Annotated in this window: 23 protein-coding genes; 20 read left to right on the top strand and 3 right to left on the bottom strand. The window is 57.8% G+C overall.

Features of this window, described 5'->3' with window-relative positions:
- Nucleotides 1-83 precede the first annotated feature (83 nt).
- Genes CAF76_RS02830 through CAF76_RS02795 form a run of 8 tightly spaced genes read left to right on the top strand, consistent with a single transcriptional unit; the run spans nt 84 to nt 5,106 of the window.
- Entirely contained in the window at nt 84-884 is an 801-nt protein-coding gene (locus CAF76_RS02830; protein ID WP_085646746.1) for a Rha family transcriptional regulator, read from the top strand.
- Entirely contained in the window at nt 881-1,807 is a 927-nt protein-coding gene (locus tag CAF76_RS02825; RefSeq protein ID WP_085646745.1) for a helix-turn-helix domain-containing protein, read from the top strand. The genes CAF76_RS02830 and CAF76_RS02825 overlap by 4 nt, the downstream gene beginning before the upstream one ends.
- On the top strand, nt 1,794-2,591 hold the full coding sequence (locus CAF76_RS02820) for a hypothetical protein (protein ID WP_085646744.1): 798 nt from the start codon (nt 1,794-1,796) through the stop codon (nt 2,589-2,591). Before CAF76_RS02825 ends, CAF76_RS02820 begins: the two co-directional genes overlap by 14 nt.
- Nucleotides 2,588-2,851 (top strand): hypothetical protein, encoded by a 264-nt coding sequence (locus CAF76_RS02815; RefSeq protein WP_085646743.1) that lies wholly within the window; start codon nt 2,588-2,590, stop codon nt 2,849-2,851. The genes CAF76_RS02820 and CAF76_RS02815 overlap by 4 nt, the downstream gene beginning before the upstream one ends.
- A complete protein-coding gene (locus tag CAF76_RS02810; protein ID WP_085646742.1) occupies nt 2,848-3,252 on the top strand; it encodes a recombination protein NinB in 405 nt (134 codons plus the stop codon). Before CAF76_RS02815 ends, CAF76_RS02810 begins: the two co-directional genes overlap by 4 nt.
- On the top strand, nt 3,249-3,848 hold the full coding sequence (locus CAF76_RS02805; RefSeq protein ID WP_085646741.1) for a recombination protein NinG: 600 nt from the start codon (nt 3,249-3,251) through the stop codon (nt 3,846-3,848). The genes CAF76_RS02810 and CAF76_RS02805 overlap by 4 nt, the downstream gene beginning before the upstream one ends.
- The gene (locus CAF76_RS02800) at nt 3,845-4,552 is read left to right on the top strand and encodes a hypothetical protein (protein ID WP_085646740.1); all 708 of its coding nucleotides are present in this window, start codon (nt 3,845-3,847) and stop codon (nt 4,550-4,552) included. Before CAF76_RS02805 ends, CAF76_RS02800 begins: the two co-directional genes overlap by 4 nt.
- A gap of 8 nt (nt 4,553-4,560) precedes the next feature.
- Nucleotides 4,561-5,106 carry a hypothetical protein gene (locus tag CAF76_RS02795; RefSeq protein ID WP_085646739.1) on the top strand — a complete coding sequence of 182 codons (546 nt, stop codon included), beginning with the start codon at nt 4,561-4,563 and terminating at the stop codon, nt 5,104-5,106.
- Nucleotides 5,107-5,695: 589 nt separating this feature from the next.
- Here the strand turns inward: CAF76_RS02795 and CAF76_RS28810 are convergent.
- Entirely contained in the window at nt 5,696-6,415 is a 720-nt protein-coding gene (locus CAF76_RS28810) for a type II toxin-antitoxin system HicB family antitoxin (RefSeq protein WP_256579579.1), read from the bottom strand.
- Between the two features lie 51 nt (nt 6,416-6,466).
- Nucleotides 6,467-6,646, bottom strand: coding sequence for a type II toxin-antitoxin system HicA family toxin (locus CAF76_RS02785; RefSeq protein WP_085646738.1), 180 nt, complete (start codon nt 6,644-6,646; stop codon nt 6,467-6,469).
- A 190-nt stretch (nt 6,647-6,836) separates the two neighbouring features.
- On the opposite strand from CAF76_RS02785, the gene CAF76_RS02780 reads away from it, so the two are divergent.
- Genes CAF76_RS02780 through CAF76_RS02765 form a run of 4 tightly spaced genes read left to right on the top strand, consistent with a single transcriptional unit; the run spans nt 6,837 to nt 7,927 of the window.
- A complete protein-coding gene (locus CAF76_RS02780) occupies nt 6,837-7,160 on the top strand; it encodes a peptidase M48, Ste24p (RefSeq protein WP_085646737.1) in 324 nt (107 codons plus the stop codon).
- Between the two features lies 1 nt (nt 7,161).
- Nucleotides 7,162-7,434 carry a hypothetical protein gene (locus tag CAF76_RS02775; RefSeq protein WP_085646736.1) on the top strand — a complete coding sequence of 91 codons (273 nt, stop codon included), beginning with the start codon at nt 7,162-7,164 and terminating at the stop codon, nt 7,432-7,434.
- Between the two features lie 53 nt (nt 7,435-7,487).
- Nucleotides 7,488-7,676 (top strand): hypothetical protein, encoded by a 189-nt coding sequence (locus CAF76_RS02770; protein WP_085646735.1) that lies wholly within the window; start codon nt 7,488-7,490, stop codon nt 7,674-7,676.
- Complete coding sequence (locus CAF76_RS02765) at nt 7,673-7,927, top strand: hypothetical protein (RefSeq protein WP_085646734.1); 255 nt, start codon at nt 7,673-7,675, stop codon at nt 7,925-7,927. Before CAF76_RS02770 ends, CAF76_RS02765 begins: the two co-directional genes overlap by 4 nt.
- A 35-nt stretch (nt 7,928-7,962) precedes the next feature.
- Here CAF76_RS02765 and CAF76_RS02760 read toward each other — a convergent pair whose 3' ends face one another.
- A complete protein-coding gene (locus CAF76_RS02760) occupies nt 7,963-8,346 on the bottom strand; it encodes a hypothetical protein (protein WP_085646733.1) in 384 nt (127 codons plus the stop codon).
- Between the two features lie 374 nt (nt 8,347-8,720).
- Here CAF76_RS02760 and CAF76_RS02755 point away from each other — a divergent pair, with 374 nt between their 5' ends.
- The 8 genes from CAF76_RS02755 (at nt 8,721) to CAF76_RS02720 (ending at nt 16,103) form a co-directional block, all read left to right on the top strand.
- On the top strand, nt 8,721-9,344 hold the full coding sequence (locus tag CAF76_RS02755; RefSeq protein WP_085646732.1) for a putative metallopeptidase: 624 nt from the start codon (nt 8,721-8,723) through the stop codon (nt 9,342-9,344).
- 31 nt (nt 9,345-9,375) lie between these two features.
- Nucleotides 9,376-9,837 carry a DUF2280 domain-containing protein gene (locus tag CAF76_RS02750; RefSeq protein WP_039772281.1) on the top strand — a complete coding sequence of 154 codons (462 nt, stop codon included), beginning with the start codon at nt 9,376-9,378 and terminating at the stop codon, nt 9,835-9,837.
- Nucleotides 9,824-11,125: a terminase large subunit domain-containing protein gene (locus CAF76_RS02745; protein ID WP_085646731.1), complete on the top strand. Its 1,302-nt coding sequence runs from the start codon at nt 9,824-9,826 to the stop codon at nt 11,123-11,125. Before CAF76_RS02750 ends, CAF76_RS02745 begins: the two co-directional genes overlap by 14 nt.
- Nucleotides 11,122-12,540, top strand: coding sequence for a DUF4055 domain-containing protein (locus tag CAF76_RS02740; protein WP_085646730.1), 1,419 nt, complete (start codon nt 11,122-11,124; stop codon nt 12,538-12,540). Before CAF76_RS02745 ends, CAF76_RS02740 begins: the two co-directional genes overlap by 4 nt.
- Nucleotides 12,515-13,603, top strand: a complete 1,089-nt coding sequence (locus tag CAF76_RS02735) for a minor capsid protein (RefSeq protein WP_085646729.1) — start codon at nt 12,515-12,517, stop codon at nt 13,601-13,603. The genes CAF76_RS02740 and CAF76_RS02735 overlap by 26 nt, the downstream gene beginning before the upstream one ends.
- Before the next feature lie 51 nt (nt 13,604-13,654).
- Complete coding sequence (locus CAF76_RS02730) at nt 13,655-14,320, top strand: hypothetical protein (RefSeq protein ID WP_085646728.1); 666 nt, start codon at nt 13,655-13,657, stop codon at nt 14,318-14,320.
- 79 nt (nt 14,321-14,399) lie between these two features.
- The gene (locus tag CAF76_RS02725; protein ID WP_085646727.1) at nt 14,400-15,128 is read left to right on the top strand and encodes a hypothetical protein; all 729 of its coding nucleotides are present in this window, start codon (nt 14,400-14,402) and stop codon (nt 15,126-15,128) included.
- 12 nt (nt 15,129-15,140) lie between these two features.
- Nucleotides 15,141-16,103: a major capsid protein gene (locus CAF76_RS02720; RefSeq protein WP_039772291.1), complete on the top strand. Its 963-nt coding sequence runs from the start codon at nt 15,141-15,143 to the stop codon at nt 16,101-16,103.
- Nucleotides 16,104-16,124 lie beyond the last annotated feature (21 nt).

Here is a 16,124-nt window from a genome sequence, read left to right as displayed (position 1 = left end):
CTCAAGTAGAAGCCCCAGAAAGCCCAGGCACAAAAAAGCCGACGGTCGAGGTCGGCTGATTCGTAAACTAGAGAGGCCAGATTATGCAGAGCCAACCCAATTCAAGCAATACCCCCAAAAGTGTCGCGACACGTTTTTCTAATTCTGAAAACGTGTCGCGCACAACAATGTCTTCTCGTGAGATTGCCGATCTGGTCGAGTCACGCCATGACAGCGTGAAGCGCACCATCGAGCGCCTGCAAGAAAAAGGCGTCGTTAGCTTTTCACCATCGGTGGAAACCTCCCACGAAGGTTCTGGCGCACGCCCGGTTGAGGTGTATCTCGTAAACAAGCGTGACAGTTTCGTCGTTGTCGCTCAGCTCAGTCCTGAGTTCACCGCCGCGCTGGTAGATCGCTGGCAGGAACTGGAAGGGCAGATCGCCCAGCCCCGCGAACTCTCCCGCATGGATCTGATTCAGATCGCCTTCGAGGCCGAGCAGCAGCGCCTGCAACTGACCATCCAGGTCCAAGCCCAGGCCTCGAAAATCCACTCCATGGAGAACCTGTTCAAGGAAGGGATGACTCACACCCAATTCTGCAAGGGCCTCAATGGGGTCAATGTCATGCAGGTGGGCAAGTACCTCGAGGGTCGGAGCTGGCTCTACAACGAGAGCAAATCCGGCCTGCGCTTCCGTGTGGCGTCTTACGCCCGCGACAAGTACATGACCGAGCATCAGACCGAAGTCGCCCTCCACGGCAAAGAACCGTTCATTGCCTTCACGCCGAACTTGCTCAAGAAGGGCGCCGTGCGCCTCTACGATCTGTATCTGGCCGGCGAGCTGCCCATGAAGAAAAACTGGAACGGGTTGTTCACTCACGATAAAGCAATGCGCGGTGCCGCATGAGCATGGGCCTTATGGTCGCCGCTATGAAGCTTCGCGTCGGTAACCCACTGCGTAAGCTGGTCCTCATCAAGCTGGCAGACAATGCCAGTGATATGGGGGAGTGCTGGCCGTCCTACCAACACATCGCCGATCAGTGCGAGATCAGCAAGCGTTCCGTTATGAATCACATCACCGCGTTGTGCGAGTCAGGGCTGCTGCGCAAGGAAATCAGGAAGGGTGGGCCGAAGGGCAATTCGTCGAATGTTTATTTCCTGACCCTCGATGGTGGTGCACCTCCTGCACCAGGGGTAGTGCAGCAGATTCACCAGGGTAGTGCAGCAGGTTCACCCCCTAGTGAATCTCCTGCACTAGGGGGTAGTGCAGGAGCTGCACCCAGAACCAGTCACTCTTCTGAATCAGTCAATGAAGCGGTCATTGAACCAATTGCACCCCTGGTCTCCGCCGAGGGCGTGCCGGCTCAGTCCGGCAACCTAGTGCTGGTGGTTGATCGCGACAATGCTCCACGGGTCGAGATTCCCGCTGACATGCCGGGCCCCAAAGACCAGTCCTGCAAAACCTTCAAGGTCTGGGCGAACTACGCCATGGCCTACCGCAAGCGCTACAGCACTTGGCCGGTGTGGAACGCCAAGGTCGGCGGCCAGCTCGGCCAACTGGTCGACCGGCTCGGCGCCGATGTTGCCCACCACGTCGCGGCTCACTACTTGAAAACCAGCGACGCCGGCGTCCTGCGCAAGTGCCACAGCCTCAACGAGCTGCTGGCCAACGCCGAGAGCTACCACACCCAGTGGGTTACTGGTCAGCGCATCAACGGGACCACCGCCCGCCAGATGGAGCGCACTGAAGCGAACGTCTCCGCTGCCGAGCAGGCCGCGCAAATGGTCTTGGCCAAGCGCCAAGGAGGAGAGCGCAATGAGTACCTCTGAAATGAACGATCACCAGGTTGCGGGGCTCGCTGCAGCGATATGCGCCACCGCCGAGGCCATGGGTCAGGAAATGAACCCAGGCACCGCGGCGATGATGGCTGAAGACCTCTGCGCTTACACGGTGCCTGCCGTGAAGGCGGCGCTGAAGGCCTGCCGCTTCGAGGTGAAGGGCAAGCTGGCGATGGCCGACATTCTCCAGCGCGTCCAGACCGCCGACGGTCGTCCGGGAAAGGACGAAGCATGGGCGATCGCAATGACCACGAACGACGAGTTCGAAACCGTGGTGCTGACTGACGAAATCCAACTCGCGCTGGCGGCTGCAAAACCTGTCCTCGATGGCGGCGACAAGGTCGGTGCGCGCATGGCGTTCAACAGCGCTTACGAGCGGCTGGTGGGGCAGGCCCGGGAGGACAACAAGCAGGTCAACTGGCACGTGTCTGTCGGTTTCGACGCCAATCGCCGCACTCAGGCGATCACCAAAGCCGTGCAGATGCAGCGAATCCCACAAGAGCGCGCTCAGCAGTACCTGGCCGACTTGAGTGTCGTGCCGGTCACTGAAGACGGGCGGGCGGTTGCGGCTCTGCTCACCGGCGATGTCGCGCGTCCGTCTTCGAAGCTTCGGGAAAGACTCGCTGCGGTGAAGGACTCGATGCTCGCCATGCGTAAAGCATCAGCAGAGGAACAAACAGAACTGCGAATTCTAGCAGCCAACGAGCTGGCGGATCGCCGGGCGCTGCTCATACAGCAGGCCGAACTATTGAAAGCAAGGAGCGCGGCTCAATGACCGATATCACTGACCAGAAAAAGCAGGCTGAGGCCGGCTTCAAAAACTTCCACCGCAGGCTTTGCGAGCGCTTCGGCTACTACTACGACGAGCTCGACTGGCAGCGTGACCAGGTCTCGCTGGAAGAACACATCGCCACGCAGTTCAGCCACGTCAATGCGGAGAACGCAGCGCTGCGCGGGCAGGTTGAGGCGTTGCAGCGCGGCGCCGGCCAGCTCCAGGAGCAGGTAGAGGCTCTGAGCCTGAAGGTGACGCCATGAATCCCGAATACACGATCCGCGACCAGCGCGACATCAACCGCCTCGCCGGCGTGCTTCACGCAATCGACCTGAGCAAGCCGAAGGTGGTGGTGATCCGCGACGAGAAACGCCCGGACGTCTGCAACCGCAAGATGTGGGCAATGCTCAAGGACGTTTCCGATCAGGTGATCTGGCACGGCAAGAAACTGACCAGTGAGGACTGGAAGTGCCTCTTCAGTGCCTCGCTGGAAAAGCAGCGCGCGGAGCCAGGCCTTGATGGCGGGTTCGTCGTGATGGCCGTTTCGACCCGCAAGCAGTCGCAGAAGTGGTTCAGCGATCTGTTCGAGCTGATGCATGCCTTCGGCGCCGAGCATGACGTGCGCTGGACCGAGCAGGACAAGTGGGGAGGGCGCTACGGATGAGAACTGCCCTCAAGGATGTGAAGCAGAAAACCTGCAAGGCCTGCGGCGAGAAATTTGCCCCGATGTTCAACACCACGCAGGTAGTGTGCAGCCCGAAATGTGCGCTGGCCTATGCGCCGGCGAATAGCGAGAAAGCCCGCAAGGCCATCGCCCAGCGCGACCGCCGCGAGATCAAGGTCCGCAAGGAGAAGCTGAAGAGCAGGGCGGATCACCTGCGCGAAGCCCAGGCCGCTGTGAACGAATACGTCCGCCTGCGTGACGCGCATCTGCCGTGTATCAGCTGCGACTCGAACCCGAGCGACCAGGACCTGATCACCGGCAGCCGCTGGGACGCTGGTCATTACCGATCCGTGGGCGCCTGCCCGGAGCTGCGTTTCGAGCCGCTGAACATCCATCGCCAGTGCGTGAAGTGCAATCGCAATCTATCCGGCAACGCGGTCGAGTACCGGATCCGGCTGGTGCAGCGCGTCGGCGCCGAGACCGTGGCTTGGCTTGAAGGGCCTCATGAGCCCCGTAAGTACACCGTGGAAGAAATCAAAACTATCAAGGCTGAATACCGGGCCAAGTCCCGCGAACTGAAGAGGACTGCAGCATGATCTATCCAAGCGTTCTGAACGCAGTTGTCTCCGCCCTCGCGGCCGAGGCCATCGACAACACCAGCAAACAGGCATGGCAGAAACTGTACAACTCTGCCGATGAGGAGGAGGGCGGCGACATGGCGACGCTGGTTCGCTCCCGTGGCGCTGACACCATCGACCGCACGCAAGTGGACTGCTGGGTATCGGCCCGGCTGCACAGTGCGCTTGAGCAAAAGCACTGGGATGCGCTGGTGGCGAAGTACAGCACCCACAAAGGGCGCAAGGTTCAGGCCATCTCTGCGTTGCAGACCCTCATCAACACCCCGGCCCCGAAGCTGTTCCTGTTCAAGGCGACCACTGCCTGGGCTATCCCGCAGTTAAAGGGTGCGCGGCCGAAGGTGGCGACGTCCGTATCCGTCGAGATCCCGCTTGATGCGCCGGAGTGGCGCCGTGAAGCAGTAGTGAAGGCTGCGCTGGCGGCAGGCCAAGCCAAGGCGAAGAGAGACGAATCCCGATCTGCCGATATGATCGTGCTGAAGGACAGCTTCTACGACATGAACACCTGGGACTTAGATGCAAACACTGAGCGGACTCGTCAACGCTGGCGTAAGAATATTCAAGAAGCACTCAGCGATATCGTTGTGGAGGCATTAATGTGTGCAGAGGTGATCCTGCAAGGAGAGGGGGTCTTGCTATCGGACAATGCGGCAGATGCCGCTTAGGGAGTTTTATGGATTCCATTAAGCCTGAGGTGTGGTTTCCAGTTGTAAGTTTAGTGGCGGGCGCGCTTCTAAAAGCAGCATTCGACTATTTCAATGAGTCAAGGTTGGAGACTCGGGAGCGTCGAGTAAGGTTGGAAAAGCGAAAAGAGAGCTTTCTTATGCAAAAGATTGAAGCGCAACGAGTGCTTCTTCCTCAGCTTCAGGAGTCGATTGTGGAGCTGATGCGAACAACACATCTGCTTAATATCGAGGATCAAAAAAACTATCGGAAAAGTGGGTCGTGGGGGAAGCTTCCGGTCGGCGACGAGCTAAGCGACCGCTCAATGACTGCTTTCCGGCAAGTTGGACTTTTCAGGGTTCGTGTTCAAGACGATGAACTCAGGGATCAAATTACGCAACTGTCCGCGCTTTGCACAAAGGTGATTTATGGTCAGGGCGAGCTGGAATCCGATGAAGCTATGCGCCGAGTTGGCATTCACTTTTCGGAAGTAAACGAGCATTTAGGTGAGGCCATTCGCTATTTAGATGCACAAGAGCAAGCAATTTTGCATTGAGGGTTGACTGGCAATGTCGCCTTGTCGCATTATTAACCCATCCTGTCATTCCTGCGCATGTCGGGGATTGATGATCTTCTTTGGGGAGCGTCGGGTTCGAGACCCGCGGTTATGTCGGCTACCCGGATGGCAGTTCTTTTAGCTTTAACGGTCTGTGTGACGTGCTTGCCTGCAACACAAGAACTGATGTCTGTATTAACTCAATTAACATTCGAGGGTAGCAAAATGGTGACAGAAATTTCGAAGTTGGTTTTTCCGCCTGTAGTAACGACGATTTCTGCCATCTGGTGTAGCTGTTTGGCTGCTGGTAGCCTGCCCCACTCCATCTGAGGCTCAGCCTCAATAAGAACCCGGCCATTGAGCCGGGTTTTTTTATGCCTCGAATTTACCTGTAGCCAGGACAGCCTTCGGGAGGCCTGGACGCCGTTGGCCGGTAGTGCGGCGCATCTGAAAAACACCGGCAGCCCGCACACCCTGACCTCACCATTTGCTTCAGGGTGGCGCGAGACTGGATCAGTGAGATCGATGCAATGGGGCGTCGACGTTGAGAAGGCCCTTGGCGGACAGCGCGGAAAGACGCGCCCACAAATTAAATCAGCTCGATGCTTTCGACTACTTTGCCAGTCACCGGATCCGACATCTCCGATCGACGGAAACGACCAGTGGCTACAATCTGATCGAGAACCGCATCCACCGCCTGCATTGTGTTCGGTTGGCGTGCGTATCGGGTGCGCAAGATGAAGTCCAGAGCATAGCGTTTGACCTTTGCCAGGCCTTCGCGAGTTTTACCGACTGGCATTTCAGTCACGCCGGCCTCTTGGAATGCATCCACCAGTCGCTCGATGTATAGACCGGCTTGGGCTCCTCCATATGGGAGGCTGATCCAGCCCGGCTCAGACGGGCTCACGCGGATAGAAGTTCGTAGCGCACTCAGTGCTGCTTCGAGTTGTTCCATCTTGGACGTATGCAGGAAATCCACAAGGCGATCGCCTTGTGCCTGGTGTACGCCGAGTGCGCGGCATAGATCCGCTTTGCGCAGGCCTTGTTTCATCATTTCGTTCCAGAGAGCGATCTTCGCAACTGTAACCGCTGGCGAAGGCACAACTTGCTCTCCGTCTTCTGGTGGAGTCGCTTCTGGAATGACTCGGCGCTGATCGACATACAGCGAGAGCGTGGTGGCAATTGCGTCGTCAGCCTCGCTGATAGCGTGCTTGAGATCATCTCCAAAGCTGTTCAGTTCTGGTAGGTCACGGCAGAAAACGGCGACGCCGGTATCGTCTTGTTCAAAGCGGATTGCATAGTCGTACATTCTTACTCCTCGGAGGTGATGGCCCAGCTTTCAGATGTGGTGAAGGGGCTCTCAGAGCCCCAGTTGTTTAATGATCGCCTTGCGGGTCGGTTCTGGCATTTCTTTACTACCGTGATCCGCGAAGGTGCTCCTGTTGCCGTTGGGGGCGATGATCTTGAAGTGGCTTCCTTTGCCGGCTTCGAAGGTCACCCCTTGGGCCTTCAACCATCGTCTGAACTCGCTGAACTTCATCACCTCGCCTCGTTGTTTGGATGAGTCCATTCTACAACATTTATGTGTTAATACAACAATTTTGTTTTATTGATTCAGTGCCTATTCAGGGCCTCTGCATTCGCAGAGGATTTTTCGTTTTCGGCTCCCAACACCCATTGCTCCGAGCTAGGAGTGCAGCGGGGCCGACCTATTTCCCATGGAGACTCCAATGGCAGAACCGGCGAGCACTGCCGCCAGCGTCGTGCTGGTGAAGTACGGTGTGGTCATGGCTGCTTTCGTCGGTTCGATTCTGTCCCTTGGTTTTCTGAAAGACCTTACCAGGGGGCAGGCGGCGACTGCTGTGGCTACTGGCTTCGGATTTTCGGTTTACCTGACGCAACCAGTGACGTTATGGCTCGCGCCAAAGCTCGATCTGGCCGTGAATGATGATCTGCTGTGTGGGGTGGCATTCGTGCTGGGCCTGACAGCGATGAACATCATTCCGGCACTGAAGGCGGCAATGGGGTCGGTCGTGACGGCGCGAGGTGCATGACATGAACAGCATCATTGTTTCAGCGCTTGGGGTGCTCGATGCACTTTTGTGCGTCTTGGTGGCTCTGGCTGCGTGTGACTACCTTCGCCGGATTCGCCCGGTGGATCAGCCGCTGCTATGCACGGCGTTCTACCTGGTGGCCATTGGGGCGTTTGGCGCGTTCGTCACCGCCATCCAAGGGCACTGGGTCAACCCGTTCGGCGTGATGCTTCATGCTGGTGTAGTGGCTTATGCGTGGGCGCGGCGTGGACATGTATTCGAACTAAAGGTGTAAGTCGCGACACGTTTCGCGAATCAGCAAATTGTGTCGCGACACTGGAGCAAGACATGACCGCGGACATCCACGACATCGCTGATCAGCGCCCGCACCTGACGGTTGTGGCTGATGACGGTGTTCACGTGCTGCCGTGTGATTTGGTGCGCTCGGTGATCGCTGGCGGCCAGCAATCAGCCATTCTGACCGAGCCGGTTCTTCGCCGGATCATTGAAGAGTGGTTCCAGAGAGTAACGGCATGACCGCGAAGCTCATTGAGTTCAAGCGGGAGGATTGGCGCGACGCCGCCAAGACCCTGCGCAAGATAGCTGACGACCTCGATGCTGGTGTGCATCCGGAATGCACTGTAGGCGCGCTGACCCTCATGGGGCCGAAAGGCGAGGTGACTGTTTTCGGTCTCGGTCCAAAGTGCGACGACCTGCAGTGCCTGGGTGCCATGCGTCTAGGTGAGCAGAAGCTGATTGACGTGCTGCTGGATGACGGGGAAGGGTAAGTGTGCCGCAGGTGAGTGCGGCACCAGAACGAGGATCATCCCAAGGCCAGAAAAGCCTTCTCCGTTTTCTCTCTAAGCGGGGATCTAGCCCAAGTCCCCGGCATGAATTGATCCGAGTACTGCTTGGCAGAATATTCGTTGATAGGAAAATCCTGTTGATTCCTCTCGACAATTATCCGAGCTGGGAGCTCATCGCCATTGATTGGTCGGCCTGAACTTGGAAGTCTCACCCTTTCGTTGTGCATGGTAACCGCATAGACGGTTACTCCATGAGCTTCAAGAACGGAGGCGCAGCGGGGGCTAAGATCCCTCGCAACCTTCCAGTCCAGCTGCTGGGGTGAATCAATCGCTTCTTCAAGCGACAAGCATGTCGCGGCAAATAGCTCAGCGATAAACCAAAGCGCTTCGTCCTTGTTCATTTTGTCTCCAGTGATTTGACTGCTCGATGCCGGAAGCGGCGTACCAAGCTACCGCACTCAAAACTAACTGCAAACACGGATTTAATTCATGACAACCAAGCAACCCGACTGGGAGGCGATCAAACGAGCCTACCCAGCCGAGTTTGCAAACGTCAGGGCTTACTGAGCAGGCAAGCAACAATTCCGGGCTATACGCATTCCGGAGCGATCATGAAAATGATGACTGCTACTGCAAGTACTACGTAAATCGTGTTTTTCATCCAGTGAGCCTCGTTGGTTAATGAGCACTCATTAGGCCCCGGCCGCCTCGCACATAGGCGCGCAATCTGCCCCTCTTTCGGGGGCGAACTCTGAATTGAGAAGGTTCTTCTGGTATGAGTCGGCCGCGCCCTCCTGCGTCATTGGTCGAGCTATCCGATCTTTCGGATTTCGGCACCCGCCTGATGCCAGCCCCCGAAGTATGGGAATGGCTCCAAGCCGAAATCCTCGCCGACACTGGAAGCATCCACAACGAAGAGCATGCCCATCTGATCGATGCGGACATCCGTGTGATGTGGGCGTCTGCTGCCTTCACGAAAAAGGGGCGCACAGTCGTCGGCCAGGCCGAGCAAGTGGCGTTCCGCGCTGGAGGTTGGCAGAAGGCCCGGATGGAACAGCAGATGCGTGATTGGTTCGGCGATGTGCCGGCCTACATCATCACCTTAGCTGCCGACTACTGCACCGACTGTTCAGACGCTGACTTCTGCGCCCTGGTCGAACACGAGCTGTATCACATAGCCCAGGCGACCGATAAGTACGGTCAACCAGCGTTCACCCAGGAAGGCTTGCCCAAACTTGAGATGCGCGGACACGACGTTGAAGAGTTCGTCGGTGTGGTGCGTCGGTACGGGGCAAGCCCTCAAGTGCAAGAGTTGGTGGACGCTGCAAACAAGCCTGCTGAGGTAGGGAAAATGAACATTGCGAGGGCCTGCGGAACCTGTCTGCTCAAGTCGGCCTGATTCTGGACAGGCTCTGGACGGATGAAAATCTATGGCAGCCCTTCAAAACGACGTGAAGGCCTTTATCGTTCAGGCCTTGGCGTGCTTCGACACGCCTTCACAGGTTGTTGAAGCCGTCCAAAAGGAATACGGGATATCGGTGACCCGCCAGCAGGTGGAGACACACGACCCTACGAAGACATCAGGGAAAGGCCTGGCCAAGCGCTGGGTGACGATGTTTGAAGATGCCCGCAAGCGTTTCCGCGAAGAAACCGCCGAAATCCCGATCGCCAACCGAGCTTATCGCCTCCGCGCCATGAACCGGTTCGTCGAGAGGGCCGAGTCGATGAAGAACATCGGTCTGGCCATGCAGATCCTCGAGCAGGCCGCGAAGGAAGTCGGCGACGTCTACGTTAATCGGCACCGGAAGGATGAGCCTGACGACGAACCGGCAATCCCGACGCGCATTCAGGTCGACGTAGTGGATGCGAGGAAGCCGAATGCCGAGCCTTAACGTTCCGCAGTCGCAGTTCCTCCTTTTGCCCCACAAGTTTCGCGCTTTCGTTGCTGGCTTCGGCTCTGGGAAGACCTGGGTCGGATGCTCAGCGCTCAGCAAGCATTTCATGGAGTGGCCGGGCGTCAACGCAGGTTACTTCGCTCCGACTTACCCGCAGATCCGCGACATCTTCTATCCCACGATGGAGGAGGTGGCCTATGACTGGGGGCTGAAGACCAAGATCAACCAGGCGAACCATGAGGTTCACATCTACAGCGGCCGGCAGTATCGCGGCACTGTGATTTGCCGGTCGATGGAGAAGCCGCAGACCATCGTCGGCTTCAAGATCGGTCACGCGCTGGTCGATGAATTGGACGTGCTGACGTCGATCAAGGCGCAGCAGGCCTGGCGCAAGATCATTGCCCGGATGCGTTACAACATCCCCGGGCTGAAGAACGGCGTGGACGTAACTACGACGCCGGAAGGCTTCAAGTTCGTCTTTCTGCAGTTCGTGAAGCAGCTACGCGACAAACCGGCGTTGAAGGAAATGTATGGCCTTATCCAGGCCAGCACCTTCGACAACGAGCTGAACCTGCCGGACGATTACATCGCCTCGCTGATGGAGTCGTACCCCGAGCAACTGATCCGCGCGTACCTGAATGGCCAGTTCGTCAACCTGACGTCTGGTTCGATCTATCACGCCTACGACCGCAAGCTGAACCAATGCTTCGACACCGTGCAGGCCGGTGAGCCGCTGTTCATCGGCATGGACTTCAACGTCGGCAAGATGGCGGCGATCACACATGTCAAACGTGATCAGGGACTGCCGCGCGCCGTGGACGAGCTGATGGATGGCTACGACACGCCGGACATGATCCGCCGCATCAAAGAACGCTACTGGGAACACACCGGCAACGACTTCCGGAAAACCTGCGAGATCCGAATCTACCCGGACGCCTCCGGCGATTCGCGCAAGTCGGTCAACGCCAGCCTTACCGATATCGCCATGCTCAAACAGGCAGGCTTCACGGTCATTGCGCCGGCGGCCAACCCGCCAGTGAAGGATCGGATCAACGCCATGAACGCCATGTTCTGCAATGCACAGGGCGAGCGGCGTTACCTGGTCAACCCGTTCACTTGTCCGACATACGCCGACGGCCTGGAACAGCAGATTTGGGCACCCAACGGCGAGCCAGACAAAAGCCAAGGCAACGACCACGCCAACGACGGCGGCGGTTACTTCATTCACCGCGAGTACCCGATCATCAAACCGGTCACCGCCATCAAAATGGGATACGCCCGATGAGCAACGACGTCTCCTTCAAGCGGGCGGATTACATCGAAACACTGGATCGCTGGTCGACCGTCCGCGACGTTTGCGCCGGCCAGCATCGGGTTGTCGACCGGCTGCCGTACATCAATGCTCACGACAAGTCGCCGGAGAACTTAGACCGAAACAAGGCCTATCGCGAACGGGCGGTGTTCAAGAACGCCACCGGTCACACGCGCAATGGCTTGCTCGGTTTGGCGTTTCACAAAGACCCGACGCTGACAGTCGCCAAGAAGATGGAGTACTTGCAGGACAACGCTAACGGCTCTGGTGTGAGCATTTACCAGCACTCGCAAGGCACACTCGAAAAGTTGCTTGAGGCTGGGCGGCATGGTCTTTACGTCGACTATCACCAAGACGCCGGCACCGGTGGGCACTCTGTGATCCTGTCGTACTGCGCCGAAGACATCATCAACTGGCGCACGGGTATGGTGAATGGTCACTGCGTACTGACCCTGGTGGTGCTGCGCGAGTCGCCGGAGATCGAAGACGGGTTCGGTTTCAAGGTGGTCGAGCAATACCGGGAACTGGCTCTCGAGGATCATGGCTTTGTCTGCCGCGTTTGGCGCCGATCCGGGCCGAAAGGAGGCGGGCCGCTGGCCGTCGTAGAGGAATTCAAACCCACCGGCGCAGCCGGCCGCTTGAAGGAGATCCCTTTCACCTTCGTCGGCGCGCAGAACAACGACCCGAGTATCGACGAATCACCGCTCTACGATATCGCCATGATCAACTTGGGCCACTATCGGAACAGCGCCGACTACGAGGACAGCGTCTTCTGGTGTGGCCAGGCCCAGCCATGGATTTCCGGCCTGGACGAACAATGGCGCGACTGGATGGAGAAGAACGGTGTTTACGTTGGCTCTCGCGCTCCGATGATGCTGCCTGCCGGTGGTCAGTTTGGGTATGCCCAGCCACTGCCGAACACACTGGTGAAGGAGGCCATGGCCGACAAGAACCAGATGATGATCGAGCTGGGCGCCCGGATGGTCGTGGCGTCTCTCTCGTCCAAGACGGCGACCGAAGCCCGTGGTGATCAATCTGCGTCGACTTCGGTGCTCGCCGGCTGCGTAGCGAACGTCAGCGAGGCTTACACCCGGGCGATCATGTGGTGCTGCACCTACATGGGCGTCAACGACGCGAAGGTCGCTTACCAGATCAATCAGGAGTTCGTGGAACTGACGGCCGATCCGCAGATGATCACTGCACTGGTCGGCCTTTGGCAGAACGGTGGATTCGCCAAAGCGGATCTTCGGGCGTACCTGCGCAAGTTGGGCTTGATTGCGCCTGAGCGCACAGACCAGCAGATCGATGGCGAGCTGGCAGAGCAGGGCGACGGCCTAGGCCTGGACGATGAGGACAAAGTAGATGGCGGCAAACCAAGCAATCCTTGACGCCACGATCAGGCACGCGGTCTTCCTTGAAAAGCTGAAAGCCGGGGAAGTCGGCAAGTTTGCTCCCTTCCTGAAGGAGATCGACCGCTCGATCCGCGCCCGGCTGACCCAGTCGGATTTGACCGAGTACAACGTGAAGCGGCTGGAGGCGCTGCTGAAAGAGGTCGACAGTCTGCTGCTGGGCATCTTCGACCGCTTCAGCGCGCAACTGAACCTCGACCTGATCGACATCGCCAACTACGAGGCTGAATTTGAGGCGTCGAGCCTGGGCCGGTCAGCGCCGGTTGGCGTCTCGCTGGATGTGGTCGCGCCAACGGCAGCGGCTATCCGCACCGCGGTGCTGACCAATCCCCTCAGTGTGCGCGGCACCGGCGGCGGCAAGCTGCTGAAGTCGTTTATCAAGGGGTGGACCAGTGCCGAGCGCGAGCGCGTCACCGGCAAGATCCGGCAGGGTTTCTTCGAAGGACAAACGAACTTCCAGATCATCCGCAACATCCGCGGTACGAAGTCGACCGGCTACAAGGACGGTATTCTCGCCACCACCAACCGCAATGCCAGCACGGTCGTGCATACGGCGATTCAGCATGTGTCGTCTCAGGCGCGCATGGAGGTGGCCAAGGCCAACACGGATATCGTGTCCGAAGTCGAGATGGTCGCCACTCTGGACAGTAAGACCAGCCAGCAATGTCGGTCGATGGACAAACGACGGTTTCCTGTCGACTCTGGGCCGCGCCCACCGTTTCACCCGAATTGCCGGACCACGTTTGTCCTGCTGACCAAGCTCAGCGAGATTTTCGCTAAGGGCGCTACGCGGGCGGCAGTGAGTGCTGATGGAGCAGGGCAGGTCAGTGCGAGCCTCGACTATTACCATTGGCTTCTGCGACAACCAGCATCTTTTCAGGACGTGGCAATCGGGCCGGTGCGGGCGAAGCTTTTTCGCGAGGGCGGGCTGAGCGTCGAACGTTTTGCAGAGTTGCAACTCGATCGGAACTTCGCGCCGCTGACTTTGTTGCAGATGAAAGGCTTGGAGCCCTTGGCATTTGAAAGGGCGGGTTTGGCTTGAAATAGCGATTGGCTTCGTTAAGGTGTCTTTGACATAAACAGGGAGTTACACATGCACCTTACCAAGCCAGACATTCCATATTTGACCAGCGAGATCATCGGCACTGATGAAGGTTGTGGGATTTTCATCCCTGCTAACCGAATGCTTTATCAGTTTGTGAGAGATAACCCGAGCAATACTGACAAGGCGCAGATCGCGTCTAAGGCATTGATCATTGGACGAAGTCTTTCTGCATCTGCAGAGCGGCGAACACCAAGCGAAGTGGACCCTGTCACTGGTACAGCAAATTTCTATGACCTGCTGGGGCAGACTATTGCCGACTCGATGGTAGCTGAGCTGCTCGATATGCTGGATGAACACCAGGAGCTCACGTCCATGGTGGTGGGCGACGTTGTCAAGGTCCACGCTTTTCTATGTGATGCAGTCACCAAAATAACCGAGAAAGATTGCAGTAGCTTCTCTTCGAAATACCTTCATTTTCATCGCCCAAAGCTATTTCCGATGATGGACTCGAGAGCACGTACGGCTTTGAAATGGGTGGCAGACGAGCAAGAATGGGTTTTCGCACACACAACGGCCGGGCAATCAAAAAACTACAGGGTTTACGTGGAGCACTTCCTTAAAGCCCGCCAGCTTTTCGAGGATTACCTGAAGCGACCATTAAGCTTGAGAGAGATGGATAACATCCTTCTGAACCGATTCGACTTATACATTTGACGATCATGAATCTAACCCGCTTCGGCGGGTTTTTTTATGCCTGCAAAGCGGGCGGCACATACCCAAGGGGTGCATCAACGTGGCAGAAGAAAACGAAATCGACCTGGACAATCCGGCAATCAAGGCCGCTATCGCGACTGCTGTTGAGGCCTCTGTTTCTGGATTGAAAACCAAGAACTCCGAGCTGCTCGGAAAGCTGAAGGACACCACCACCAAGCTGTCGCAGTTCGAAACCCAATTCGAAGGCATCGATATCGATGCCGTCAAAGGCTTGCTCAGTCGCGCCGGCCAAGACGAAGAAACCAAGTTACTGACAGAGGGCAAGGTAGACGAGGTTTTCAACCGTCGCACCGAGCGGCTGCGTGCGGACAACGACAAGCAGTTGAAAGCCGTCACCGCGCGCGCCGAGAAGGCCGAAGCGTTCGCCGCCAAGTTTCAGGGCAAAGTCCTGGGCGACTCGGTGCGCGGCGCAGCACTGAAAGCTGGCGCTCTACCGGAAGCAACTGACGACATCATCTTGCGCGCCAAAGGCGTGTTCTCGCTGAACGAAGAGGGTGAAGCGGTCGCCGTTGATAAATCCGGCCAGGTCATCCTCGGTAAAGACGGCAAGACCCCTCTGACTCCGCTCGAATGGGCTGAATCACTGCGCGAAAGCGCACCTCATTTGTGGCCAAGGGCTACAGGAACAAATGCCCCGGGCGGGGGTGGCGGCCAGGCTGCATTCAAGCGCTCCGAAATGACTGCCGAGCAAAAGCGCGACTACCAGCGCAAGCACGGCCAAACCGCATACCTGCAATTGCCCAAGTAAGGGGATTCACTCATGGCAACGACTGTGAACAGCGACCTGATCATCTACAACGATGAGGCGCAAACCGCATACCTGGAGCGTGTCCAGGACAACCTCGACGTGTTCAACGCATCGTCCAATGGCGCGATCGTGCTCGACAACGAGCTGATCGAAGGCGACTTCCGCAAGCGCTCTTTTTACAAGATCGGCGGCTCGCTGGAGCATCGCGACGTCAACTCCACCGGCAAGGTAACCGCGAAGAAGATCGGTGCCGGTGAGGCCGTTGGCGTGAAAGCGCCGTGGAAATACGGCCCTTACCAAACCACCGAAGAGGCGTTCAAGCGTCGCGGTCGTCCGGTCGACGAGTTCTCCCAGATCATCGGCGCCGACGTTGCTGATGCCACTCTGGAAGGCTTCATCCAGTACGCCACTGCCGCGCTGCGCGCTGCCATCGGTTCCAACGCCGGCATGGTGGTCACCGCCAACATCGAAACCGACGGCAAGAAGACCCTGACCCGGGGCATGCGCAAGTTCGGTGACAAGTTCGGCCGTATCGCCCTGTGGGTCATGCACTCCAGCGCCTACTTCGACATCGTCGACGAGGCGATTACCAACAAAATCTACGAAGAAGCAGGTGTCGTCATCTATGGCGGCCTGCCGGGTACGCTCGGTAAGCCGGTGTTGGTCACCGACACCGCCCCGGCCGATGTGATCTTCGGTCTGCTGCCGAATGCTGTGGTGATCACCGAATCCCAGGCTCCGGGATTTCGCTCCTATACCGTCGACGACGAAGAAAACCTGGGTATCGGCTATCGCGCCGAAGGCACCGTGAACATCGACGTGCTGGGCTACAGCTGGAAGGACGCTACGGGCGGCTCGAACCCGACGCTGGCTGCGGTCGGCTCGGCTGCCAACTGGGTCAAGCACGCCGACAGCAACAAGGTCACTGCCGGCGTAATGATCACCCTGACTACCACACCACCAGCCGGCGGCTGATACTGGCCCTGACAGCGGTCA

Source organism: Pseudomonas sp. B40(2017), assembly GCF_002112855.1.
Taxonomy (GTDB): Bacteria; Pseudomonadota; Gammaproteobacteria; order Pseudomonadales; family Pseudomonadaceae; genus Aquipseudomonas; species Aquipseudomonas pharyngis.
The sequence above is the reverse complement of the archived record's forward strand: the minus strand, read 5'-3'. Positions and strand labels throughout refer to the sequence as shown.